This window comes from Pseudoalteromonas sp. A3, from assembly GCF_025942345.1.
GTDB classification, from domain to species: Bacteria; Pseudomonadota; Gammaproteobacteria; order Enterobacterales; family Alteromonadaceae; genus Pseudoalteromonas; species Pseudoalteromonas atlantica.
The window spans coordinates 78604-100634 of the sequence record NZ_JAPCKL010000015.1 but is presented as its reverse complement, the minus strand read 5'-3'; the positions used below and the strand labels follow the sequence as shown (position 1 = coordinate 100634).

Here is a 22031-nt window from a genome sequence, read left to right as displayed (position 1 = left end):
GATATTTATTCTTTAATAAAGTAAATATCACTAAAGCCCATACGGGCAAATTCTTGGTCACGAAAGTTACGTACAGCCGAAGAGCCTTTTGAGGTCATTTCTATTTGGCGTACCATGTTTAAGTAGTTGGTTAAATCAATACCTTCGGCAGCGGCAATAGCTTGATACATGTCGTGGTATTTGTCTTTTGCGAAGTTAATTTCGCGCGGTTGGTTTTTAAATGTATAGGTTATTCTGCGTGCCATAATAAGCTCAGCTAATTGAGTGTGAGTGTAATTTTACACTGTATTGAACTGGCATTGAACGATTTGTTGAAATCAAATAATTAAAAGTAGAGTTTAAAATGAAATTATCAGTAGAGATCAGTAAATACCCACTTCATCAAGATTACATTCCGTTTATTAAGGGCTTTATTGACCGTTTGAACGAATACGACAACTTAAAAGTGATCACCAATACGCTTTCTACGCAAATTTTTGGCGATTACGATTTAGTAATGCAAGTGCTAAACACCGAAATTAAACGCTCGTACGAAGAGTTTGGTAAGGCTATTTTTGTTTGTAAGTTTTTATCTGGCGATTTATCTCCAGAGTAATCGCCTTTATTTAACGTGTATTAAAAACGGTAACCGCACACATGGATTTTTTAACACAAACCTTAAGTGGTTTTACAGCAATGTCGCATTGGGAATATATTGCGGTAGGGTTGTCTATTGCTTATTTATTACTGGCAATAAAAGAAAGCCTATGGTGCTGGCCTGCCGCTTTTTTAAGCACGCTTATTTATACCATAATGTACTGGAATGGCGCGCTGCTTATGGAGTCGCTACTCAATTTTTATTACATGTACATGGCTGTATTTGGCTGGATGGTATGGCGCAAAGGCAAAGCAGATAATATTAGTATTACCTCATGGTCTACACAACGCCACGCCATTCTTATAGGCGCTACGAGCTTAGCGGCCATTATTATTGGCTATGTAATGCAAAACTACACCCACGCCGATTTTGCCTACCTAGATAGCTTTACAACCTGTTTTGCGGTGGTAACCACGTATTTAGTTGCTAAAAAAGTACTCGAAAACTGGCTGTATTGGATTGTTATTGATGCGGCCTCTATGTATTTGTATTACGAAAAAGGCTATTACCCAACGCTCGCGCTATTTATTTTTTACACTATTATGGCCGCGTGGGGATTTAAAACCTGGTACGAAGAGTACGAGCAAAGCCAAGCTAAGCCATTAGCGCAATTATAACGCATGCACCGTAATCCAAATATTGCCGCGTTATGTAGTGAGTTTGTGGAACCTGAGCACGTGCTACAAACCACTAAATTAGTGAATGGTTTAAGTAACGACAATTACCTAATAAAAACTGCACAGCAAAACTACTTATTAAAATGCTACAAATCGCATTGGCCTAAAATAGGGCTACAAGCCCAAACTGCACTTAGCCAACATAACGTTTGCCCTAAACCCATTTGGCTCGATAAGGCTAACAGGCGAGCTGCATTTCGCTATATTTGTGGTGATATCGCTACTAATAATTACAGTATTGACCTAGTTGAAAAGTTGGCACGCGTTCATAGTTACCCTCTAGCTACACAGCCAATGGACATTGCAAAAGAGCTTGTGTATTACGCTAATAGCAACATATATCAACAGCACAGCCGCTTAATTGAAGATACGCTAAGCGCCATTAGTGATATGCCCTACAGCAGTGGCTTTTGTCATAACGATTTAGTTAAAGATAACCTAATAGTAAATTCAAGAGGCATGTATTTAATTGACTTTGAATATGCGCAAACAAACGACGTGTATTTTGATTTAGCGGCACTTGCGGTTAGCTTAGAGCTAAATGGGCACGCAGAGCACACTTTGCTTGAGCAATATAGCGCCCAGCAAGCAATACCCAGTGAGTTTTATTGCGCTTATGACAAGCTACGTTACTTTAAAGTGGTGTTTTTGGTGTTGTGTATAGGGTGGTATGAGCAGCGCGACATAAATAATAAGGCAAGCACATTACGCGCGCAGCTAAATAAGTTATTAAACGAGATAAAAGATTAAAGCCCGCCAAAACGCGCGGCAAGCTCTTTGTACTTTGCTACTTCGTCAGCATCAAATTGGGGCTCACCGTTTTCATCTTCAGACTTGGCAATAAGCAAGCTCTCACGAGCAAGGCGTTTTACCCGCTCGGCTTTTACACCTAAAAACTCAGCCACTTGCTCAGTCGACATTAAACTCATAATTACATCCTCTATATAATCCGTAAGCATTCAGAACATGTTGCCAAACGGTTACTATTTTTTTATCGAATACCAATAAATAGCTTGTTTTTGGCAAGTTGTGAAGTGTTTTATCAAAAACAGTTTGATTTATAGGCATATAACTCAATGATGCTGGTATTTATTTAAAGATCTCTTTATTATTGCCAGTGCTAAAGCATTGATATCGCGAGTTAGTGTTTTAGCAACAAATGTGCTCTTGTGGTGAAATGGATATCACGTGGCCCTCCGGAGGCTAAGTTCTAGGTTCGATTCCTAGCAAGAGCGCCATTTGCTTTTTATTGTTTTCCTTGTTTACGTCTACCTTTATTTTAGTAGTCCTTTATAGTTATATGGTATTGCCCTCAACTCAAAAAGTAGACTTTTAGGGTTAAACAATGCTATTTAGTAGGCATATTTAATTGTAGAAAACGCTTCTGCCATGCTCATCGCGTTACCCATTTCAGAGCTCACCCCAGGTATGTTTGTTGACAGTGTTACCAAACAGCATGAAGGGCTCAACAGTATAAAAATAAAAACCAGTGGCTTAGTGCGAAACCAGGCAATTATAAAACGCTTAGTAACCGAAGGCGTTTTAGAGCTGCTTATCGACTTTACCAAAGGCGATGCCGCCATACCCGATAAGTACAAACCTAAGAGTGCGCCCCCACAAAAGAGCACCACTTCAAGCAGTAAAACAAAACCACCCGCGGTAAAACCTGCGATTACCCTTGAGCAAGAATTTGCCAAAGCTAGCATCAACTTTGAGCAGCATAATCGCAAGCTGCAAGCTTTGTATGGTGATGTAACCACAGGGTTGTCGGTTAATTTAAAGGTGATTGATGAAATGGCTAACGATATTGTCAGCTCGGTATTTAGAAATACCAGTGCAATGACCATTTTAACCCGCATAAAAGACAAACATAGCTACAATTGGCGCCACATGATTAACTGCGCTATTTTCACCGCCGTGTTTGCTAAATATTTAGGATACAAAGAAGAAGCCGTGCAGCAGCTTGCTATGGGCGCGTTACTTCACGACTTAGGGCAAGCTAAACTCCCGCAGGGGATTATTTCTAGGCCAAGTAAACTCACTAGCAGCGAAATGGATATTATTAAACGCCATGTGGCTCAAGGTTTAGGCTTGGTTAAAGGTGAAAAAGGCATTACCCCCCTAATACTCGACATGATAGTTAACCACCATGAGCGATTAGATGGCTCAGGCTATCCGCGTGGTATTACAGCTGAGAAGCTTAGTCGCCCAGCGCGCATAATGGCGATTGTTGATGTGTACGATGCGCTAACAGCCGATAGGCCCCACCAAGAAGGGGATGAACCCATTAATGCGCTGCGTTATTTGTTGGCTAACAAAGAGCTATTTGATGCAGAGCTAGTACAGCACTTTATTAAATGTTTAGGTGTGCACCCAGTAGGCACTATTGTTAAATTAACTAATGAGCGATTAGCTCTCGTGCTCGAGGGCAATAAATCAAATCCCATCAAGCCTAAAGTTAAGCTATTTTATAATGCTAAACACGGGCACCACGTCACCCCTAAAGACTTAGACTTAAATGAGCCTGATCAAAGTATTAAAATAGTGTCGAGTATCAAGCCACTCGACTATCAAATTAATTTGGCTCGTTTGTTAAAAGAGCACTTGTTGAATTAGCTTTTTTACAACGCTTAAGTTTTTCGCGTTTAGCAGAAATATAAGCGCCTAAAAAACAACTCGCCATTAACGTTAGCCATAATAATGTTCCTTGCTGTACATGCAGTGCAATACAGCAAAAAGCTAACGACACTAATGCATTTAGCATGGCCCCTAACCAGTAATGGTTTACGGGGTTATCGCATTGGCCGGCTTGTGTGCAGGCACAATAGTTTGCTTTATAAAAACAAAACACACTGGCGCCACAAAAAATGAGCCCTGCAATAATAAGTAAAATGATCACCTATTTGCTTCCTTTGTGATTTTGTAATGAGTTTAAAATGCAGGGAATTACAAGTCAATCTAAATGATAATTAATTACAATTAGAGTATAAGCTCTAATAACACATTTCTGCTCCGATGAGTTTTAAATAGTTGTTAAAATGTAGTTAAAAAACGTGTTTTTTGGTGTTTTTTGTCGCTTTGTTACAGTTTTTTATAAAAAATTAAGGTAGTGTAGCCAAGTTTAAAATCCTAATAACAACACATAGATACCCAAACGCTTGTTTGGTTAAGGACACAACAATGAAATTTTCTAAAACTCTTATTGCAGCTTCGCTTGCATTTGTTTCGGCTGATAGTTTTGCAGCCGCGTTTCAATTAGCAGAGCAAAACGCGTCAGGTTTAGGCCGTGCATACGCAGGTGAAGCATCTATCGCAGATGATGCGTCTGTTGTTGCTCGCAACCCTGCATTAATGACTTTATTTAAAGATAAGCAACTTAGTGTTGCTGCTATTGGTGTAATTCCAGATGTGAGCTTAGAAGGGACGCAAACCAATAACGGTATTGATCCAAGTGCCCTAGATGATGACAGCATAGCACCAAGCGCAGTGGTACCTGCCGCTTACTTTACTATGCCGTATAACGATAAAGTATCGCTAGGTTTTGGCGCGTTTTCTAACTTTGGTTTATCTACAGAGTTTAACGATGACTACGTAGCGGGCCAAATTGCAGGCGAGACAGAAATTTTCACCGTTAACCTTAATGCAAGCGTTGCTTATAAAGTAACTGAGCAATTTAGCTTTGGTATTGGCTTAAACTACATTTATGCAGATGCAACCGTAATCCGTAAAGTAGGCGCTAATACAAGTGGCTTTGATTTTGGTGCTGATGCAGTAAACCTTCAAGGTGACGACACTGGCCTAGGTTTAAACGTTGGTTTAATGTACCAACTAGACGAAAATAGCCGTTTTGGTTTTAACTACCGCAGCGAAACAGACATCACATTTGAAGGTGATTTCTCAAATGACTTACCAGTGGCTGTAGGCGGCACTGGTGGTGCACAACTACCGGGTTCTGTAGAGCTAACGTTACCAGCTATTGCTGAGTTTTCTGGTTCTCACCAGTTAGATGAAAAACTTGGCTTACACTACAGCGTATTATGGACAGGTTGGAGCAGCTTTGAGTCACTAGAAGCGCAAGTAACTGCACCAACAGGCGATAAGTTTGTTGCTTTTGAAAAACAAGAGCAGTTTGACGATGCGTTTCGTTACTCTATCGGTACAGATTACCAATACAACGAAGACTTATTACTTCGTGCAGGTGTAGCGTTTGATGAGTCGCCAGTATCGCAAACTCACCTATCTATCTCTATCCCTGATACAGACCGTTTTTGGTTCTCGTTTGGTGGTAACTACACTATCGACACGCAATCAAATGTTGATTTAGGTGTAAGTATTATTCGTGGTAAAACACAAACATTTACTGAAGCTGATGAGTCAGGCAGTGAGTGGGGCTTCGAGTCTAAAGGTCACGCTGTACTTGTTGGCGCTCAGTACAACTACAAGTTTTAATGTAGCTGTGCCTTGTGGTTAATCGCAGGGCACAAAAAAGCCGCTCACTTTAACAGTGAGCGGCTTTTTTAATGCCTGCTAAATTGCTTTAGCAGGCAACTAAAATTATAAGCTTTCTATTTTAGTTTTTTGCTCAAGTAGCTTGGTTTTAGCATCAGTGAATTCAGCTAATTTAGCATTTTCTTTTGCAAGTACGGCTTCTGGTGCGTTATTTACAAACTTTTCGTTAGCCAGCTTGTTTTGCACTTGGGCTAGGCCTTTTTCTGCTTTTTCGAGTTGCTTGTTAATACGTGCAAGCTCTGCTTCAACGTCAATTAAGCCCGCCATGGGGATCATAATTTCAAGGTTGCCAACATAGGATGTTGCACACGCTGGTGCATCGTCTTTGTTTTCAAGCAGGGTGAACGATTCAAGTTTAGCAAGCGAGGCAATAAATGACTCGTTCTCGTTAATACGGCGCACATCATCGCTTGATGCGTTAGCTAGTAACACGTTAAGTGGCTTACTTGGGCTAATGTCCATCTCACCACGAATAACACGAATTGCTAAAATAAACTGTTTAACCCACTCTAAGTCGTCCATAGCTTGGGCATCAACGTTTGCTTCATTATAAACAGGGAAGCCCTGTACCATGATGCTGGTACCTTTAGTTTCAAGCCCTGCAAGTGGTGCAACGCGCTGCCAAATAGTTTCGGTAATGTATGGCATCATTGGGTGCATTAAGCGCAGTAGGCTTTCTAGTACCGTAATGAGTGTATTACGTGTACCACGTTGCTGTGCTTCATTGCCTTTAAATAATACCGGCTTAGTCAGCTCTAAGTACCAATCACAGAACTGGTTCCAAGTGAATTCGTAAAGCGTGTTAGCGGCTAAATCAAAGCGGTAGTTATCAAGGTGCTCAGTGTAGGTTTTAACCGTTGCTTCAAATTGACCTAATATCCAACGATCGGCTAACGAGAACTCTTTTTGTGCATCGTTGAAGCCACAATCTTGCTCTTCTGTGTTCATTAATACGTAACGGCTTGCGTTCCATAGTTTATTACAGAAGTTACGGTAACCTTCTAGGCGGTTCATATCCCAGTTGATATCACGGCCGGTTGATGCCATTGCTGCAAGGGTAAAGCGAAGCGCATCGGTACCGTGTGCCTCAATACCATTTGCAAATACTTTGCGCGTGTCTTTTTCGATTTTAGCGGCAAGTTTAGGCTGCATCATGTTGCCAGTACGCTTTTGTACTAAATCTTCAAGCTCGATGCCGTCAATCATATCTAGTGGGTCAAGTACGTTACCTTTTGACTTAGACATTTTATCGCCGTTGTCATCACGTATTAGGCCGGTAACATACACTGTTTTAAACGGCACTTGTGGCTTACCATTTTCATCTTTTATAAAGTGCAGCGTCATCATGATCATACGCGCAACCCAGAAGAAAATAATATCAAAACCCGTTACTAACACGTCAGATGGGTGGAAGGTTTTTAAATCATCCGTGTTCTCTGGCCAACCTTGCGTTGAGAACGTCCACAGCGCAGATGAGAACCAGGTATCAAGTACGTCTTCGTCTTGGCTTAGCGTAACATCATCGGCAATGTTGTTGTCGCGGCGTACCTCAGCTTCATCGCGGCCAACGTAAACGTTGCCTTCGCTGTCGTACCAAGCTGGAATACGGTGACCCCACCAAAGCTGGCGTGAAATACACCAATCTTGTACGTCGTTCATCCACGAGAAGTACATGTTCTCGTACTGTTTAGGCACAAACTGAATGTCGCCATTTTTAACGGCATCTTTTGCAGGTTCTGCAAGTGGCGCAACACGTACATACCATTGGTCGGTAAGGAGTGGCTCAATGATCACACCAGAGCGGTCGCCGTAAGGTACAGTTAACGCATGGTCTTCGATTTTTTCAAGTAAACCAAGTTCTTCAAATTCTGCGATAATCGCTTTACGCGCAGCAAAACGGTCTAGGCCGTGTAAGCGCTCAGGAATTGGCGCATCAAACTCAAGTTCTTTACCGTCAAAGGTGTATGTTTCACCTTGGCTTAGAATAGCAGCGTTTTTATCGAAAATATTGATCATTGGCATTTTATGACGCTTGCCAACTTCGTTATCGTTAAAGTCGTGTGCAGGGGTGATTTTTACACAACCCGTGCCTTTGTCTTTATCAGCGTGTTCATCTGCAACAATTGTGATACGACGATTTACGATAGGCAGTAAAATCTCTTTACCAATTAAATCTGTGTAGCGTTCGTCATCTGGATTAACCGCCACACCTGAGTCACCTAGCATGGTTTCTGGACGTGTTGTTGCTACGATAATGTAGTCTTTGCCGTCTTGTGTTTTAACGCCATCAGCAAGTGGGTAGCGCAAATTCCACATGTGGCCTTGTTTGTCTTTGTTTTCAACTTCAAGGTCTGAAATAGCTGTGTGTAATTTTGGATCCCAGTTTACTAGGCGCTTACCGCGGTAAATTAGGTTTTCTTTGTGAAGGCGTACAAAGACTTCTTTAACCGCTTCAGATAAGCCATCGTCCATCGTAAAGCGTTCACGGTCCCAATCAACCGATGCGCCAAGACGACGAAGCTGCTTAGTGATAGTACCGCCAGATTCGTTTTTCCATTCCCAAATTTTATTAATAAAATCTTCGCGGCCTAAATCGTGACGTGTTTTACCTTCTTCAGCGTGTAGTTTACGCTCAACCAACATTTGCGTTGCAATACCCGCGTGGTCAGTACCTACTTGCCATAATGTGTTGTTACCTTGCATACGCTTAAAACGCGTAAGGGTATCCATTATTGTATCTTGGAAGGCGTGGCCCATGTGCAAGCTACCGGTGACATTTGGCGGCGGGATCATGATCGAATACGGTACGCCTTGGCCAGATGGCTTAAAGTAGCCTTTTTGTTCCCAGTCTTGGTATAGCGACTGTTCAATATCTTGCGGATTGTAGGTTTTATCCATTACACAGAACCTTAAATAAGTACTTAAATTAGTTGGTTAGCTTTATCCTAAACGGCTAGCTATTAATCTCTTGCGTGCTGATATTGGCACCAAGTTGGCGCAGCTTTTTAAAGCGCTCACGAGCGGCTTGTTTAGCTACAGACTCTACTGGTACAAAATCAAAAACTTGGCTAAAACGCCTAATAAAATCAGGCAGGTTATTAGCTAAGTTAATTAAAACGTTACGTTTGCCAACAGGAGGCGTGGTGCCTATTTCTACTGGTGCGCCGGCTTTAGGGCCTTCGCCTTGCAGGTTATGCGGCACAAAACTGTCGGGATCAAATGCCCAAATGGTTTCGTCAATGGCATAGGCGGTGTGTTCGTTATCTACAAAAATAAATACACGATGCCCTAATCGATACTGCTCTGCGGCAATTTGAGCTGCTAAAGCAAAATGATCATCAGCCTGCGCTTTAGATTCATCTTGTTGCTTTAGAACGAAAAATTGAGCATTCATGTTCATTGTATCGGGGTTTCCCATGACATTGAATGTGCACATAGTTGATACACATAAATTAAGAGGCAGATTTTGCCATATAACGGGGTTTGCTTCAATTAATACACAGATAATTACAGCAATAAAAAAGGCGCCAAATGGCGCCTTAATACAAGTTAAATAACCTAAGCTCTGGTTAAATATATTTGGCCTATGGCAAATAAATTTAACGCTGTTAGTGCTAAAAATACCTACTGAGTGGCTTTTCTAAATAAGGCTCAGGTTAATTAGGTTATTAGTCGTGCGTAGCTTCGCTTACACCCGCTCGGTTTAATAAATACTGAGTAAGCATAGGAACAGGGCGACCCGTTGCGCCTTTTTTAGCACCACTGCGCCACGCGGTACCGGCTACGTCTAGGTGAGCCCAGTTATACTTTTTAGTAAACTTAGATAAGAAACACGCTGCGGTAATAGTACCAGCAGAGCGCCCACCTAAGTTTGTAAAATCAGCAAATGGGCTATCGAGTTGATCTTGATAGTCATCCCACATTGGTAACTGCCATGCACGGTCGCCACTTTGCTCAGACGCTTTTAATAAATCATGCGCAAGTGGGTTGTGGTTTGACAGTAAACCTGTTGCGTGTGCACCAAGGGCAACAATACATGCGCCTGTTAGTGTTGCTACGTCAATTACTGTATCTGGGTCAAAACGCTCAACGTAAGTTAACGCATCACATAATACTAATCGGCCTTCGGCATCAGTATTAAGCACTTCAACTGTTTGCCCCGACATTGTTGTTAAAATATCGCCAGGGCGATACGCGTTAGAGCTTGGCATGTTTTCACAGCCGGCTAAAACGCCAATTACGTTAATAGGCAGCTGCATTTGTGCCAGTGCGCGCATAGCGCCAATTACACCGGCTGCGCCGCCCATGTCGTATTTCATTTCATCCATGGCTTCGCCTGGCTTAATTGAAATACCGCCTGAGTCAAACGTTAAGCCTTTACCTACTAGCACAATAGGCGCTTGCTCATCGCTTGCACCTTTGTAGTTAATAACCGACATAACCGATTCGTTATCACTGCCGCGACCAACCGCTAAGTACGAGTTCATACCTAGTTCGGCCATTTTTTCTTCGCCAATAATATCAACGGTGATGTTGTCAAAATTGCTAGCCAGCTCTTGCGCTTGTTCGCCTAAATAAGCAGGGTTACAAATATTAGGTGGCATGTTGGCTACGTCTTTACATAGCTTACTACCTGCGGCAATGGCTAAGCCATGCTCAATAGCGCTTTCACCAATGGTCAGCTCGCGACGTGTTGGTACGTTAAACACAATTTTACGAAGTGGACGACGAGGGTCTACTTTTTTGCTTTTTAGCTGGTTAAATGTGTATAGGCAATCTTGTGTTGTTTCTACCGCTTGGCGAACCTTCCAGTAGGTATCACGACCTTTAACGTGTTGCTCTGTTAAAAAGCACACCGCTTCCATTGAGCCGGTTTCGTTTAAGGTATTAATTGTTTTAGAAATTATTTGCTTATATTGCTTATCATCAAGCTCGCGCTCTTTACCACAGCCAACAAGCAATACGCGCTCGCTTAAAACGTTAGGTACATGATGCAATAATAACACTTGCCCCGGCTTACCTTCTAGGTCGCCACGGCGTAGTAAATTTGAGATATAACCATCGCTGATTTTATCGAGTTGTTCACCAATGGGGGATAACCTACGTGGTTCGTAAACGCCAACGACAATACACGCGCTGCGTTGTTTTTCTGGGCTACCACTTTTTACGTTAAATTCCATTGTTACTCCTGGTTGTGAGTCATATACGTTATTAATTGGGGCTAAAAAAATAAAATCTAGTCTTCGCTACGTAACTTATGTAGAGATAATCTTAATTTTAGCTGATTTTTTCTGACTCTTTCTGTTTGATTGAACTTTATATGTTTAAGGGCTACTAATGCAACAATATATCGTGCACTTAGGTAGGATAATTAATTTTGTTAGCTTATAATAACGACTTATTTACCAGATAAAACTGGGTAAAATAGCTACTTTATTATCAAATTATCACTATTGTAGTGAAATTCTATGTTTAACAGGGGCGAGCATTGCTTATTTTTCGTTATTTGACCGCTGAGGTTTTAAAATCGCAGGTCGCCGTATTTTTAACTTTAATGACCATTTTTGTGTCACAAAAGTTTGTGGTTATTTTAGGAGATGCCTCTGAAGGGAGCATTCCTGCCAAGTTAGTATTATCGATGATTGCGCTTAAACTGCCGCAATTAGCTTCGCTGATCCTGCCATTGAGTATATTTTTGGGCATTATTTTAGCCTACAGCCGCATTTACGCCGACAGCGAAATGACCGTTCTTAAAGCCTGTGGGGTGAGTGAGTGGTATGTGGTACGCGTTACTTTAATTTCGAGTGTGGGTTTGGCTATATTAGCAGCCTCTCTCACCATGTACCTTGCGCCGTGGGCGAGTGAGCAAGAGTACCAATTAAAAGAGCAAGCCAAAGCCGATGCGGGTTTATCTGCGTTAAGGGCTGGGCGGTTTCAACAAACCGGTAATGAAAAAGCCGTGGTGTTTATTCATAACATTGAAAACGGCGGTAAAGAGCTTAACAAAGTATTTGTAGCGCAACTGCCGGATACCGAAAAAGATGACCTTGCACGTTTAGTGTATGCCGAACAAGGTGTGGTGGTAGAGGCAATAAACGGTGAGCAACAATTAGTGCTAACTGATGGCAAACGCTACGAAACCGATGGCAAAACACCGGCGCTTAATTTAACGCAGTTTGATGGCTACAGCGTACAAATACGCGAGCAAGAAATAGAGCATCAGCGCCGTAAATTAGAAGCAATACCTACTAATCAACTATTGCCACTCAATACCTCTGAATCTATAGCCCAGTGGCAGTGGCGTATTGCAATACCGCTTTCTATTCCGTTACTAACGTTAATAGCAGTACCGCTAAGTGTGGTTAATCCGCGCCAAGGTAAGTTTGCTAAATTAGTGCCAGCCATTAGCTTGTACTTAGGTTATTTTATCTTACTCAATGCTGCAAAATTTGCCGTAGAAGATGGCAAAATACCGCCTTCAATTGGTTTGTGGTGGATTCACTTAAGCGCTTTATTTATAGGTAGTTTATTAATTATAAAAGGTCGCCCTTTGGGCGCCTGGCTTAAAGCCGTTGTAACAAAACGGGAGTTAAGCGCATGATGAAAACACTCGATTGGTACTTAGGCCGCAGCATTTTACAAACCACCGGATTTGCTTTGTTGGTGCTAGTAGGGATTAGTACATTAATTAAGTTTATTGATCAGCTAAAGTCGGTTGGTCGTGGCAGTTACGATTTAATGACCGCAACGCTTTACACCTTTTACAGTATGCCGGGCGATTTAGTTATATTCTTCCCGATGGCGGCGCTTATTGGTGGCTTAACAGGCTTAGGTGCACTGGCTTCAAACAGTGAGCTGGTGGTAATGCAAGCTGCGGGTATGTCGCGCTTGCAAATTATAGGCTCGGTAATGAAAACCGCCGTGTTTATGGCTGTGTGTATGATGGCTCTTGGTGAGTGGGGCGCACCAGAGGCGCAACAACACGCCAAAGAAATGCGTAATCAGGCAATTTATGGCGGCGATGTATTCAATGCACAAAAAGGCGTATGGGCTAAAGATGGCAACAACTTTATTAATATTGAAGATGTAGATCAAAACGGCCGTTTAAACGGTGTGCACATGTATCAATTTGATAAATCACTCGATTTAACTCAAATAACCAAAGCTAAAGTGGCCATTGGTCGTGATGAAGGTTGGCTATTACGCGATGTAAACAAGGTTCATATTAGTGATGAGCAAATAAGCAGTGAACACATTGATGAAGAGTTTTACCCTTCGCAATTAACGGGCGAAAAGCTTGGTGTTGTATCGGTAAAGCCTGAGTCGCTTTCCTTTACAGGGCTTTGGTCGTACTTAGGATATTTACAGCAAAATGAGCAAGATACCAGCACCTATGAGCTGGCCTTGTGGCGTAAGCTAATGCAGCCTGTGTCTGTTGCCGTAATGCTACTGGTTGCACTGTCGTTTATATTTGGCCCGTTACGTACCGTTACTATGGGTGCGCGTATCATTATGGGTGTAGTAACGGGAATTGTATTTCACTTAATAAATGAGATATTTGGCCCTGTGGTAATGGTTTATCAAATACCTGCTATTATAGGCGCGGTATTGCCAAGTATACTATTTATAGGCTTTGCTACGTACATGATGAATAAGCGGGTATAGCCGTTATAAGCGCTTATTTGATACTAAAAAGGTGACCTATGGTCACCTTTTTTGTTTTTATAACGCGTTATTCAAAAACTAATACCAATCAGCTTAATTAAGTGAGCAATTTTGAGGCTGGAAAAACCTGTTGATAGCTAGGCAAAAAAATCGCTATTTAGTTATTCTCGGCAGTTGCTCCTGCATTGCTCTACCTTCTGCATCCATGCAGTCGTAAATGAGAATTTTTTTAACGCAGGTAGCGACAAGTTAGCCCAGCAAAATAATTAAGTATTATTGCGCATTAGTATAAATAGGTATTAATCTAGCTCGCGGTAAATACGTTTGTTTTCTTCTTTTGTAAGAGTAATTACCTCAGTTTTTGAGACATAGTCTTGCAGCGCTTTTTTGTTTTTAAAATCAATTAATACCACAAGATTACCTAAACCAAGCAGGGCACTTAGGCTGCGAACAATAGACTGCGGCCAACTAATTAAGTTTCCTTCACTAGTTTGTACTTTTAAACGCCATGCGCGCATGCCAATAGTTTGCCCGCTTTTAGTCCAAAAATAGCCAAAAAATACTAAGGTAACAATAACAAGTAAGGCACTTCGAATGCTCGACAGCAGCAGTGACTCTTGAATAAGTGCCGATACATCTTCAGCACCATTTAAACTAATAACATCAAGTGAAATAAGCCCTTGTACGGCAAACAAATAGAGCACAACCGTTAACATAGCAAACGCAATAATAGCTAACGTATCATAAACTAACGACGCAAAACGACGCCAAAAACCAGCTCGTGGAAACTCACCCGACATAAATACACTCTCACTGTTAATATGCGCGCTAGTTTAGCAAAAAAGCTCTCAAATACTAAGCGCTATAGTTCAGTGATATACCTTGGCGTTATTATTAGCTGTTTTTAATACTTCAACCAGTAAACGACATTTTGCACAGGCTGTCTAAATGTTAAGCGGTTGATCAGGCTAATGTCATAAAACGCTTGCTGCCACCCCTATTGTTTGTATAATGCTTGGCATAGAGACGAAGGCACATAAATAATCCTGAGCTCTAAAGTGGTTTTTCTTTATCTTCTCGTGTTTAGAAGGTTAAAGAAAAATGACGCCAGCGTGATGAAATTGGTATACATGGGGGATTCAAAATCCCCTGCCGAAAGGCGTGCCGGTTCGAGCCCGGCCGCTGGTACCACTTTTTATGACCCTAACCAAATTGGTTAGGGTTTTTTTATGCCTGAAATTTGTGTTGGGACGGACTCGAGGCCACTCAGAGTGGCGCTAATATCAGCGACAGTCCGCCCGCTAGGTAAGAGGAACCGAAACGAAGTTCCGCGGTTACTCGAAGTGAGTTAATGGATTACGATGGATACTGCTTCAGGATGAGCTAATTACGCTTACTTCATTAAAATGGGCTTATATGAGCTTTACTTAGCACTGCGCACGCTTATTTACCTTCTAAAAACGCGATGAACTCTCCAGCCGATACATACCAAATATCATCTTTATTTGAGATTGTCTGAACGAGCTGCTCGGCGTAATCCCAGTTATTATTTTTAGTGTTTTTGTCAAATTCCCACGAATGGCCCCAAATCATCATTACAGTGAGCTTATTGCTTTTAAGCGCAATATATTGCTCTATTAATGGCATTGCTTTTGAGTGGTGAGCGGTTGGGTTCCATGCCATGTAGTTGGTAGGGAGCTCAAAATTAAGGGTGTCGTTTACTGTTCGGGCATTAGTAAAGCCCGTTTGCTTTACTAATTTGATAGCGGCTTTATCGTAAGAGCCTAAAGGGTATGCAAAAGAGTGTAAGGAGCTGCCTTTTATGGGCGATAAAATGTGCTTATCGCGGGCTAATTGTAATTTTAATTCTGCTGTATCTAAGCCTGCAAAGCCCGGATGTGAGTAACTGTGGCTTGCTATTTCATGGCCTTTATAAAGTGTTTTTACTTCACTTTGTTTAATATATTCGCCTGCTTTACCGGTAAAGGCTTTCATCCACGGTAGCTTTTTAGCAAATAAACCTGAGTTTAAGTTAAATGTGCCAACAACCTGGTACTTATTAAATAGTTCCACGAGCTTTCTGTCTTGTATAACGCCATCATCGTAACTAAAAATAACAGCTTTAGTCGCGCCGTTAGGGTAGCTTTTTACAGGCGCTTTACTGGCTGCACACGTAAAGCTTGCCGCCATTAATATAGCAATTAATAAACTCTTCATTTTAAGGTTTTCATTATTGGTGCAAGTTGTTTAGCCCAAAGGTCATAGCCTGCTTGGTTCAAATGGGTGCCATCGGTCGTGAGCGATTTCTTAAGCGTACCTTGAGGGCCTAAAAATACGGGGTGTAAGTCTATATAGGTAAAATTTGCGTGCTCAATTGCTTTAATTTGTTGGTTAACGGTTTGCGTCATTTGCGTCATTTGCGTTATAAAATCGCGATGATCGGGCAAAATACTTTGTACATAAATTTGTGTATTTGGGAGTGATTTATTGAGCTGAGTCACTATTTTTTCGATATTTTCACTTACCGATGCTAAGTCTTTAACTTGCTTTATATAATGGTAATTAAAAATATCGTTAACGCCAATTTTTAAAAATATAGCTTTAGGCGGGGCTGCTTTTAATTCGTTTAAACGCGCTAAAACACCGTAGGTCATATCGCCACTAATACCGCGGTTTCTTACGCGTAGGTCGTTAAACCGAATGCTCCAATTTAGCCCTTGCTCTGTAATGCTATCACCAACCAAAACAATATCGCCTTTGCGTAAAGGTTGTAGCTTAAAATGGGCTATACGCTCAGCATAATGTTTTTTTAGCCATTGCGATTGAAAAGGAATTGCCTTTTCGGCATTAGCTTTAAAGCTTATTAATACAGCACCTATAATTAATGTGACAAGTAGAAAAGTGATGTGTTGGAGTGTGTAATTACTTGGTTTATAACTCATAAAAACCTGCGCTTATAGACATACTAACTTAGCAATGTATCTATAAACGCCGGTTTTTGATACGTGTTGCATTCGTATTCAGACTTTGTTTTTAACCACCCTTTTTATTAAGCCTAAGAGTTTAGCAATCCCTAAAGTAAGTAACATAGGTACGCCTATTAAAATAAGCTCTTTTACAAAGGGTAAAATGTACATCAAAATAGGGGCTATTTTCGGCTTTTCACCCTCAGCTGCACCGTGGGAGTATCCCTGCTGATTTATTTGTGCGGCCCAATCGGTGAGCTCTAAACTAACCAGCAAAAGGCTCACTAAAACAGATACAACTAACACAATGCTGGTGCGGGTTTTCCACTGTTGTTTTAGGTGCTTCATTATTTAGCCTCCTTGGCAAACATGCGTTTAGTCAATTTTACTATCCAAGAAAAATTAAGCGCTAAATGCACACCTAGCATGGGCATAATAAAGGTGGCTGAATCGTGATGTATTTTCGACCAAAAGTCTTGAATGTTTAAACTAATATTAAGTGCGGGTAGTAGAGCTACCGACACTAAAAAGCCGCTTACAAATACTAATAACATCATTATATAAAGTAGGTAATCCCACACTATATTAAAGCGCTCGCGTGCTGTTATATTGGCAAATAAACGGCCAAAACTGCGTGTTACCCAATCCCAATGTAGCAATAAATGTACAACAAAAGGAATAATAAAAAATAGGCTAAACCATTCGTGTAAAGGGATGCCAGTAGCTTGAGGTGCACTTACTAGCATAAAGCTAATAAGCAGTAAGGTGTCCATTACATAACGGAACTTTTGTAAGTTTTGTTTCCAATCAGACATTATTGACCCTGAAATAATTTATTTATAATACCAATCCGCATAATTAAGTGAACTATTTTGAGGATGGAAAAACGTGTTGATAGCAAGGCAAAAAATTCGCTATTTAGTTGTTCTCGGCAATTGCTCCTGCATTGCTCTATCTTCTGCATCCATGCAGTCGTAAATGAGAGTTTTTTAACGCAGATAGCGACACGTTTAGCCCCTAAAAATGATTAAGTATTATTGCGGATTGGTATGGTTGACGCTATTTAAGGTACACCCCCCTTAAACAGCAAAAGGCTCAATAAAATATTGAGCCTTAAATCATGAGCAAGTTATTAAATTAAAAAACGTAAGACGCGCTTAATTTAACATTACGACCCGCTTCGTAATCTTGCACTGTGTCGCTTGAGTATGAAGCGTGAGAGTAATACGTTTTATCAAAAATATTCTCAACACCTAAGGTCATGCTTAGTGCTTCAAGCTGGCTTGGTAGCCACTGCATACTGATGTTATGAACCTGATAACCCACTTTATGAATATCAGCACCGCTTGATACTGAGTCATCAGTTCTGTTAACTAGGCTGGTCCAGTTAAATTTCAAGTCGTATTTTGGTACTTCGTAGCTAAGGTTTAGTGAAATGCTATCACCTACTTCATAACGCAGTTGCTCGCCTGTCTCTAGTTGTTCAGAGTCTGACTTAGAGTAACTTAAACGCGCACTAAATAGCGCTTTACGCAGTGAAAGCGTTGATTCAAAACCATCTATATCGTAATCACCCGAGTTTTCATAGGTACCAATTGGGCGACCTTTACCAATTGCCCAGTTGTCTATGTAATCTTCAATACGGGTTTTAAACAGGTTTAATGAAAAACCAAATGAGTCTAAGCCCATAATGTTTTGATCTTTAAAGGCAAAACCAATGGCGTTATTAACACCGGTTTCTGCTTTTAGGTCTTTATCAAAGTTAGTGCTGTAATCAACGTAGCTTTCACGCAGGCCAGGGCCTTGAAACAGCTCTGTAGAGCTTGCGTTAACACTCCAGTTATCGTTAATTAGGTATTTAGCCGCTAAACCAAATGTAAGCTCGTTCCACGATTTATCTAACGAATCGTTAGTACCGGCTGAGTACATATCTACTTTAAAGTAGTTGTAACGCACGCCAGGGGTTACAAATAACTGATCGGTTACAGCGATTTCGTCTTCAATATAAATAGCGTGCGAGTCGGCAGTGTCTTTATTGGTTTGTACGTGGTTTTCGATACGTTTTGATACTTGCTCATATCCCTCGCCGCCATAGCGTAATGTATGGTTAAATCCAGCAAGTGCAATTTTAGATGTTGCAAGGGCAGTGTAGCCCGTATGCTCAGAGTTACCCTCAGTTCCTAGTGCAATATAGCTTAGTTCGTTGCGATAAACGCTAGCGCGTAGGGTAATGGCATCGCCTTTATCTAGCTCGTAGGCAAGTGAAGTGCTGGTACGTGTGTAGTCAATATCTTCTGTTTGCGCGTCTGAATCTTCAGCAAAGCCAGCACCAAAGTTGGTTTTTACGTAGTAATCGCCTTCATCGTTATATCTGTCGTATGAGAACACTAAACGGTTACTCTCGTTTACATCCCAGCCGAGCTTGAATATGCCATCTACCGTGCGGCCTTCGTTACCTGTAACTTCTTTACCATTGCCGTTTTCAAAGTTATTTTTGTCGGTGTAGGTGTAGTAGGCAAGGGCGTCTATGTTGTCGGTTAGCTGACCATATACCGCAGCAGAGCCACCTGCGTAATCATTAGTACCTAAGTTTGTGTATAAGCGCGCGCCAAAATCTTCACCTGGCTCTAGTAAGTCTTTAGCGTCTTTGGTTTCAAAGGCTACACCACCAGAAAGGCCGCCAGTCAGCACAGAGTTAGTCCCTACTTTTATATCTACTGCTTTTAAAATGTCAGCATTAATAAGTAAGTTTCCTGAGTGGTGGAACATATTATTGTTTTGGCTAATACCATCAACAGTAATGTTGAGGTCTAAATCGTCAACACCACGAATATTAATACCTTGTACAATAGAGTGCGAGCCACCTACGTCAATACCAGCTTGGTCACGGAGTAAATCACTTAAATGGTTGGCTTGTTTTCTTTCAATATCGTCTTGTAGTAGCGAGTCATTAGTAATTGTTGTGCCCCATACTTCAATGGTTTCTGAGGTGTCGGGAGCTTGTTCCGCTAAGCTTATGAATGACATACCAGTACACAAAGTACCAATAACAACGTTAAGCGCGTGCTTATTAAATGGGAGCGTGTTTTTCATGGTGAGTATGTTTATCTAATTTTAATATTATTAAGAATGATTCGTATTAAAACGTTCACTGCCTTAAATGGCAATTTAAAATACATACCCTACATGAATAACAGTTATTTAAACTTCAAATACTTTATTTTTTACAAGCTCTCTAAACCATTGACATACAGGGTCATTATGGTGGCGTTGATGCCAGTATAAAGCCACTTGTGCATACTCTGAGCTAAGTTCTGGGGGCGGGGTTCTGGCAACTACGTCATGCTGTTGGCACACATCTGCAGCAAAATGATTGGGCACATAAAATATTAAATCAGTGTTTTCAGCAATGCTGCCAATACTGTAAAAGTTTTTTAAGCGTATTGGTGTCGCTATATTATCAATGCCTAGCGCGGCAAAATTTTGTGCAATAGTTAATGCTTTTTCACCCTGAATTGATATTTGCCCAAAATTACAATCACGCAATAAATCAACGCTTAATTCTTGTTTAGCCAGCCTGTGGGAGCGAGCCATTACTAATTTAAACTCGCGCTCAAACAACGGTTGTTGATATAACTTACCCTCTGAATTAGCGGGCTTGTGGCCAGTAATCACAAAGTGAGTATCGCCTTTAAGCAAATCAGAAAACTGCGGCTTAGGCAGGGTGTCTATTTCAAGGGTGATATTAGGCGCTTGCTCGCGAACATCTTTAATTATTGTTTTTATAAATAAATGCATTTGCGGCGGTAGGCCAAACAGTTTTATGGTGGCAGTGCTGGTTTTAGGGTCGAAGGTTTGCTTGTTAACCAGTGTTTCTACCATATTTAAAATAGAATTTAGGTCTTGCTGAATTGATTGCGCTTTTGGTGTTAGCTCATACCCTCCAGCCATTCTTATTAATAATTGATCGTCAAACAAGGAGCGCAATTTACTTAACGAGCGGCTTATAGAAGGTTGGCTCATGCCTAAAGTTAAGGCGGTATTGCTAATATGTTTTTCGTTTAAAAGCTGCTTTAAAATAATAAGAAGGTTTAGATCGAGCTGATTTAAATTCATAGTTAGGTTTGCAAGTTATCAGTATTTCAAGCCATTATCCTAGCACTTAATTAGTTAGGTAGGTAAAGATGTTTATTTTTCAGGTGCTGAAATAGGCTTAATTGTTTTAATATGATCTAAAAAATTTTAATTGCATTATAAACACGGTTGTCGCTAACGCAAAGCGTTGGAGTTATAGGCTTGATGGTAAGAATACCATTGTAAAAGTCTCAGGTAGTTTAGAGGTTAACGACTCACAAAGTTTAAAAGCGTTTGCTTTAGCAAGCCAAGGTGTAGCGCAATTACCTAATTTTTACGTTAACCAAGCACTTAAAAGCGGTGAGCTGGTAGAGGTGCCAAGTGAATACGCGCCAAGCCCACAGCCTATTAATTTACTTTATCCGTCTCAACGATTGTTAAGCCCAACTGTTAAAGCTTTAGTAGATTATTTAGTAAACCAGTTATCTCAATATAAAAGTAATTGGTAAGCTAGTTTCTAAACCAGTTAGTGGTAAATTTAATAAAATGGCTAATACGTGCTGATTCGTTAATTAGCTGAGGGTGAATTAAATACACATCAGATTGCGGATACTGTAACTGCGTTAATAGCGGCTTTAAAGTGTGCGCGTTAATTTCTAAATCTACTAAATACTCCGGGGTGTATATAATTCCTTGACCTTGCAGCGCAAGGTTTTTAAGCATGTGGTTATCGTTAATGCTTAGTTTTCCTTCAAGCTCAATGGCCCTATCGGAAAAATGCCACAGGCTAAATTGCGTGCTGGTTAAACAGCTATGCTTTAATAAATCTTCAACGTCGCTTGGCTCACCATTTTTAGCAATATAACTAGGCGAGGCACAGCACACCTGTTTATAACTAAAAAGCTTTTTGGCAATCATGTTTTGGGGCGGATTAAGGGTTGATCTAAATGCAATATCGTAATTGCTTTGAATCAAATTGTGAGGGGTGTAGCTGCAGTCTATATTAAATTTAACATCAGGGTACTCTTGGTTAAATTGCTCGCAAATAGTTAGCAGGTATCTATTGGTAAATTGGCTCGGCGCGGTAATTCTAATGTTGCCGGCAATAGCCTCGTGTTCATGGGCTAAGGTTCGTTCAAGCTCTAATAATGTGCTTTTAATATTTCCCATACAACTAAGCACATGCTTTCCCTGCGGGGTGAGCTTTACACTGCGGGTTGTGCGAATAAGTAGGGCTCTTTGGTATTCTTTTTCGAGCGCTTTTATTTGCTCAGACAAATACCCTCGGGAGATCCCAAGCGCTAAAGCTGCCTTTGAAAAGCTTAAGTGTTTGGCTACTTCGTTAAACAAAAATAACCGTTCAAATTTTTTATGTTCTCTCAGCATTTAAATGAGCACTGTGTTTTTATTGTTTGTTATAGCAAATAATGAGTTTTATTTTTAGTATTTAGTTGAATAATTTAATCGGTAAACTACAAGTCACTCTTTTTTAATACCGATAAC

At 40.9% G+C, this 22031-nt stretch carries 21 protein-coding genes, 2 tRNA genes and 1 pseudogene; 10 read left to right on the top strand and 14 right to left on the bottom strand.

The genetic code is table 11. From position 1 onward, the window contains the following. Positions 1–5 precede the first annotated feature (5 nt). Positions 6–245 (bottom strand): DUF2960 domain-containing protein, encoded by a 240-nt coding sequence (locus OIZ54_RS18735; RefSeq protein WP_004588463.1) that lies wholly within the window; start codon positions 243–245, stop codon positions 6–8. Positions 246–343: 98 nt separating this feature from the next. On the opposite strand from OIZ54_RS18735, the gene OIZ54_RS18730 reads away from it, so the two are divergent. From OIZ54_RS18730 to OIZ54_RS18720, 3 genes are read left to right on the top strand one after another with little or no spacing between them, the layout of a single operon-like run. Then, positions 344–595, top strand: a complete 252-nt coding sequence (locus OIZ54_RS18730) for a hypothetical protein (RefSeq protein WP_004588464.1) — start codon at positions 344–346, stop codon at positions 593–595. Positions 596–636: 41 nt separating this feature from the next. Next, positions 637–1254: a nicotinamide riboside transporter PnuC gene (gene pnuC, locus OIZ54_RS18725; protein ID WP_121637034.1), complete on the top strand. Its 618-nt coding sequence runs from the start codon at positions 637–639 to the stop codon at positions 1252–1254. A 3-nt stretch (positions 1255–1257) separates the two neighbouring features. Beyond that, positions 1258–2064: a phosphotransferase gene (locus tag OIZ54_RS18720; RefSeq protein ID WP_264391035.1), complete on the top strand. Its 807-nt coding sequence runs from the start codon at positions 1258–1260 to the stop codon at positions 2062–2064. On the opposite strand, the gene OIZ54_RS18715 is transcribed toward OIZ54_RS18720, so the two are convergent. Next, a complete protein-coding gene (locus OIZ54_RS18715; protein WP_024031630.1) occupies positions 2061–2243 on the bottom strand; it encodes a hypothetical protein in 183 nt (60 codons plus the stop codon). The two genes, OIZ54_RS18720 and OIZ54_RS18715, sit on opposite strands and share 4 nt — an antisense overlap. A gap of 234 nt (positions 2244–2477) precedes the next feature. Between OIZ54_RS18715 and OIZ54_RS18710 the strand changes: the two genes are divergently transcribed. Next, positions 2478–2552, top strand: a tRNA-Arg gene (locus OIZ54_RS18710). Positions 2553–2703: 151 nt separating this feature from the next. After that, the gene (locus OIZ54_RS18705; RefSeq protein WP_029772471.1) at positions 2704–3930 is read left to right on the top strand and encodes an HD-GYP domain-containing protein; all 1227 of its coding nucleotides are present in this window, start codon (positions 2704–2706) and stop codon (positions 3928–3930) included. Here OIZ54_RS18705 and OIZ54_RS18700 read toward each other — a convergent pair. Beyond that, positions 3890–4213, bottom strand: coding sequence for a hypothetical protein (locus OIZ54_RS18700; protein ID WP_029772472.1), 324 nt, complete (start codon positions 4211–4213; stop codon positions 3890–3892). The genes OIZ54_RS18705 and OIZ54_RS18700 overlap by 41 nt on opposite strands. Before the next feature lie 281 nt (positions 4214–4494). Between OIZ54_RS18700 and OIZ54_RS18695 the strand changes: the two genes are divergently transcribed. Beyond that, a complete protein-coding gene (locus OIZ54_RS18695) occupies positions 4495–5763 on the top strand; it encodes an outer membrane protein transport protein (protein ID WP_029772473.1) in 1269 nt (422 codons plus the stop codon). Positions 5764–5868: 105 nt separating this feature from the next. Here the strand turns inward: OIZ54_RS18695 and OIZ54_RS18690 are convergent, their stop codons facing one another. The 3 genes from OIZ54_RS18690 to pepA form a co-directional block, all read right to left on the bottom strand. Next, a complete protein-coding gene (locus OIZ54_RS18690; RefSeq protein ID WP_138611378.1) occupies positions 5869–8721 on the bottom strand; it encodes a valine--tRNA ligase in 2853 nt (950 codons plus the stop codon). A 55-nt stretch (positions 8722–8776) separates the two neighbouring features. Then, positions 8777–9223 carry a DNA polymerase III subunit chi gene (locus tag OIZ54_RS18685; protein ID WP_024031635.1) on the bottom strand — a complete coding sequence of 149 codons (447 nt, stop codon included), beginning with the start codon at positions 9221–9223 and terminating at the stop codon, positions 8777–8779. Positions 9224–9491: 268 nt separating this feature from the next. Beyond that, positions 9492–11003, bottom strand: coding sequence for a leucyl aminopeptidase (gene pepA / locus OIZ54_RS18680; protein WP_264391034.1), 1512 nt, complete (start codon positions 11001–11003; stop codon positions 9492–9494). A 308-nt stretch (positions 11004–11311) separates the two neighbouring features. Between pepA and lptF the strand changes: the two genes are divergently transcribed. Both lptF and lptG read left to right on the top strand, forming a co-directional pair. Further along, positions 11312–12424 (top strand): LPS export ABC transporter permease LptF, encoded by a 1113-nt coding sequence (gene lptF, locus OIZ54_RS18675; protein ID WP_024031637.1) that lies wholly within the window; start codon positions 11312–11314, stop codon positions 12422–12424. After that, positions 12421–13488, top strand: a complete 1068-nt coding sequence (gene lptG / locus OIZ54_RS18670) for an LPS export ABC transporter permease LptG (protein WP_031289389.1) — start codon at positions 12421–12423, stop codon at positions 13486–13488. Before lptF ends, lptG begins: the two co-directional genes overlap by 4 nt. Positions 13489–13787: 299 nt before the next feature. On the opposite strand, the gene OIZ54_RS18665 is transcribed toward lptG, so the two are convergent. Further along, complete coding sequence (locus OIZ54_RS18665) at positions 13788–14288, bottom strand: RDD family protein (protein ID WP_004588476.1); 501 nt, start codon at positions 14286–14288, stop codon at positions 13788–13790. A gap of 306 nt (positions 14289–14594) precedes the next feature. Here OIZ54_RS18665 and OIZ54_RS18660 point away from each other — a divergent pair. Next, positions 14595–14679: transfer RNA gene (locus tag OIZ54_RS18660), tRNA-Leu, on the top strand. Positions 14680–14931: 252 nt separating this feature from the next. Here the strand turns inward: OIZ54_RS18660 and OIZ54_RS18655 are convergent. From OIZ54_RS18655 to OIZ54_RS18630, 6 genes are all read right to left on the bottom strand, one after another. Next, complete coding sequence (locus OIZ54_RS18655; protein WP_264391033.1) at positions 14932–15705, bottom strand: polysaccharide deacetylase family protein; 774 nt, start codon at positions 15703–15705, stop codon at positions 14932–14934. Then, positions 15702–16430, bottom strand: a complete 729-nt coding sequence (locus OIZ54_RS18650; RefSeq protein WP_264391032.1) for a GDSL-type esterase/lipase family protein — start codon at positions 16428–16430, stop codon at positions 15702–15704. The genes OIZ54_RS18655 and OIZ54_RS18650 overlap by 4 nt, the downstream gene beginning before the upstream one ends. 78 nt (positions 16431–16508) lie before the next feature. Continuing rightward, entirely contained in the window at positions 16509–16802 is a 294-nt protein-coding gene (locus OIZ54_RS18645) for a hypothetical protein (RefSeq protein WP_138577629.1), read from the bottom strand. Continuing rightward, positions 16802–17269, bottom strand: a complete 468-nt coding sequence (locus OIZ54_RS18640) for a DUF4405 domain-containing protein (RefSeq protein WP_138684343.1) — start codon at positions 17267–17269, stop codon at positions 16802–16804. The genes OIZ54_RS18645 and OIZ54_RS18640 overlap by 1 nt, the downstream gene beginning before the upstream one ends. 322 nt (positions 17270–17591) lie before the next feature. Then, positions 17592–19547: a TonB-dependent receptor domain-containing protein gene (locus tag OIZ54_RS18635; RefSeq protein ID WP_264391031.1), complete on the bottom strand. Its 1956-nt coding sequence runs from the start codon at positions 19545–19547 to the stop codon at positions 17592–17594. A gap of 108 nt (positions 19548–19655) precedes the next feature. Next, positions 19656–20570: a LysR family transcriptional regulator gene (locus OIZ54_RS18630; protein ID WP_024031645.1), complete on the bottom strand. Its 915-nt coding sequence runs from the start codon at positions 20568–20570 to the stop codon at positions 19656–19658. Positions 20571–20695: 125 nt separating this feature from the next. Here OIZ54_RS18630 and OIZ54_RS18625 point away from each other — a divergent pair. Continuing rightward, positions 20696–21037: pseudogene (locus tag OIZ54_RS18625) on the top strand (LysR substrate-binding domain-containing protein); the annotation flags it as partial. Position 21038: 1 nt separating this feature from the next. On the opposite strand, the gene OIZ54_RS18620 reads toward OIZ54_RS18625, so the two are convergent. After that, positions 21039–21914, bottom strand: a complete 876-nt coding sequence (locus OIZ54_RS18620; protein ID WP_264391030.1) for a LysR family transcriptional regulator — start codon at positions 21912–21914, stop codon at positions 21039–21041. Positions 21915–22031: the final 117 nt, after the last annotated feature.

What these genes read in the sequence shown, in the direction of transcription:
- OIZ54_RS18735 (WP_004588463.1), bottom strand. Translation starts at nt 245, where the DNA reads ATGGCACGCAGAATAACCTATACATTTAAAAACCAACCGCGCGAAATT.
- OIZ54_RS18730 (WP_004588464.1), top strand. Translation starts at nt 344, where the DNA reads ATGAAATTATCAGTAGAGATCAGTAAATACCCACTTCATCAAGATTAC.
- pnuC (WP_121637034.1), top strand. Translation starts at nt 637, where the DNA reads ATGGATTTTTTAACACAAACCTTAAGTGGTTTTACAGCAATGTCGCAT.
- OIZ54_RS18720 (WP_264391035.1), top strand. Translation starts at nt 1,258, where the DNA reads ATGCACCGTAATCCAAATATTGCCGCGTTATGTAGTGAGTTTGTGGAA.
- OIZ54_RS18715 (WP_024031630.1), bottom strand. Translation starts at nt 2,243, where the DNA reads ATGAGTTTAATGTCGACTGAGCAAGTGGCTGAGTTTTTAGGTGTAAAA.
- OIZ54_RS18705 (WP_029772471.1), top strand. Translation starts at nt 2,704, where the DNA reads ATGCTCATCGCGTTACCCATTTCAGAGCTCACCCCAGGTATGTTTGTT.
- OIZ54_RS18695 (WP_029772473.1), top strand. Translation starts at nt 4,495, where the DNA reads ATGAAATTTTCTAAAACTCTTATTGCAGCTTCGCTTGCATTTGTTTCG.
- OIZ54_RS18690 (WP_138611378.1), bottom strand. Translation starts at nt 8,721, where the DNA reads ATGGATAAAACCTACAATCCGCAAGATATTGAACAGTCGCTATACCAA.
- OIZ54_RS18685 (WP_024031635.1), bottom strand. Translation starts at nt 9,223, where the DNA reads ATGAACATGAATGCTCAATTTTTCGTTCTAAAGCAACAAGATGAATCT.
- pepA (WP_264391034.1), bottom strand. Translation starts at nt 11,003, where the DNA reads ATGGAATTTAACGTAAAAAGTGGTAGCCCAGAAAAACAACGCAGCGCG.
- lptG (WP_031289389.1), top strand. Translation starts at nt 12,421, where the DNA reads ATGATGAAAACACTCGATTGGTACTTAGGCCGCAGCATTTTACAAACC.
- OIZ54_RS18665 (WP_004588476.1), bottom strand. Translation starts at nt 14,288, where the DNA reads ATGTCGGGTGAGTTTCCACGAGCTGGTTTTTGGCGTCGTTTTGCGTCG.
- OIZ54_RS18655 (WP_264391033.1), bottom strand. Translation starts at nt 15,705, where the DNA reads ATGAAGAGTTTATTAATTGCTATATTAATGGCGGCAAGCTTTACGTGT.
- OIZ54_RS18650 (WP_264391032.1), bottom strand. Translation starts at nt 16,430, where the DNA reads ATGAGTTATAAACCAAGTAATTACACACTCCAACACATCACTTTTCTA.
- OIZ54_RS18645 (WP_138577629.1), bottom strand. Translation starts at nt 16,802, where the DNA reads ATGAAGCACCTAAAACAACAGTGGAAAACCCGCACCAGCATTGTGTTA.
- OIZ54_RS18640 (WP_138684343.1), bottom strand. Translation starts at nt 17,269, where the DNA reads ATGTCTGATTGGAAACAAAACTTACAAAAGTTCCGTTATGTAATGGAC.
- OIZ54_RS18635 (WP_264391031.1), bottom strand. Translation starts at nt 19,547, where the DNA reads ATGAAAAACACGCTCCCATTTAATAAGCACGCGCTTAACGTTGTTATT.
- OIZ54_RS18630 (WP_024031645.1), bottom strand. Translation starts at nt 20,570, where the DNA reads ATGAATTTAAATCAGCTCGATCTAAACCTTCTTATTATTTTAAAGCAG.
- OIZ54_RS18620 (WP_264391030.1), bottom strand. Translation starts at nt 21,914, where the DNA reads ATGCTGAGAGAACATAAAAAATTTGAACGGTTATTTTTGTTTAACGAA.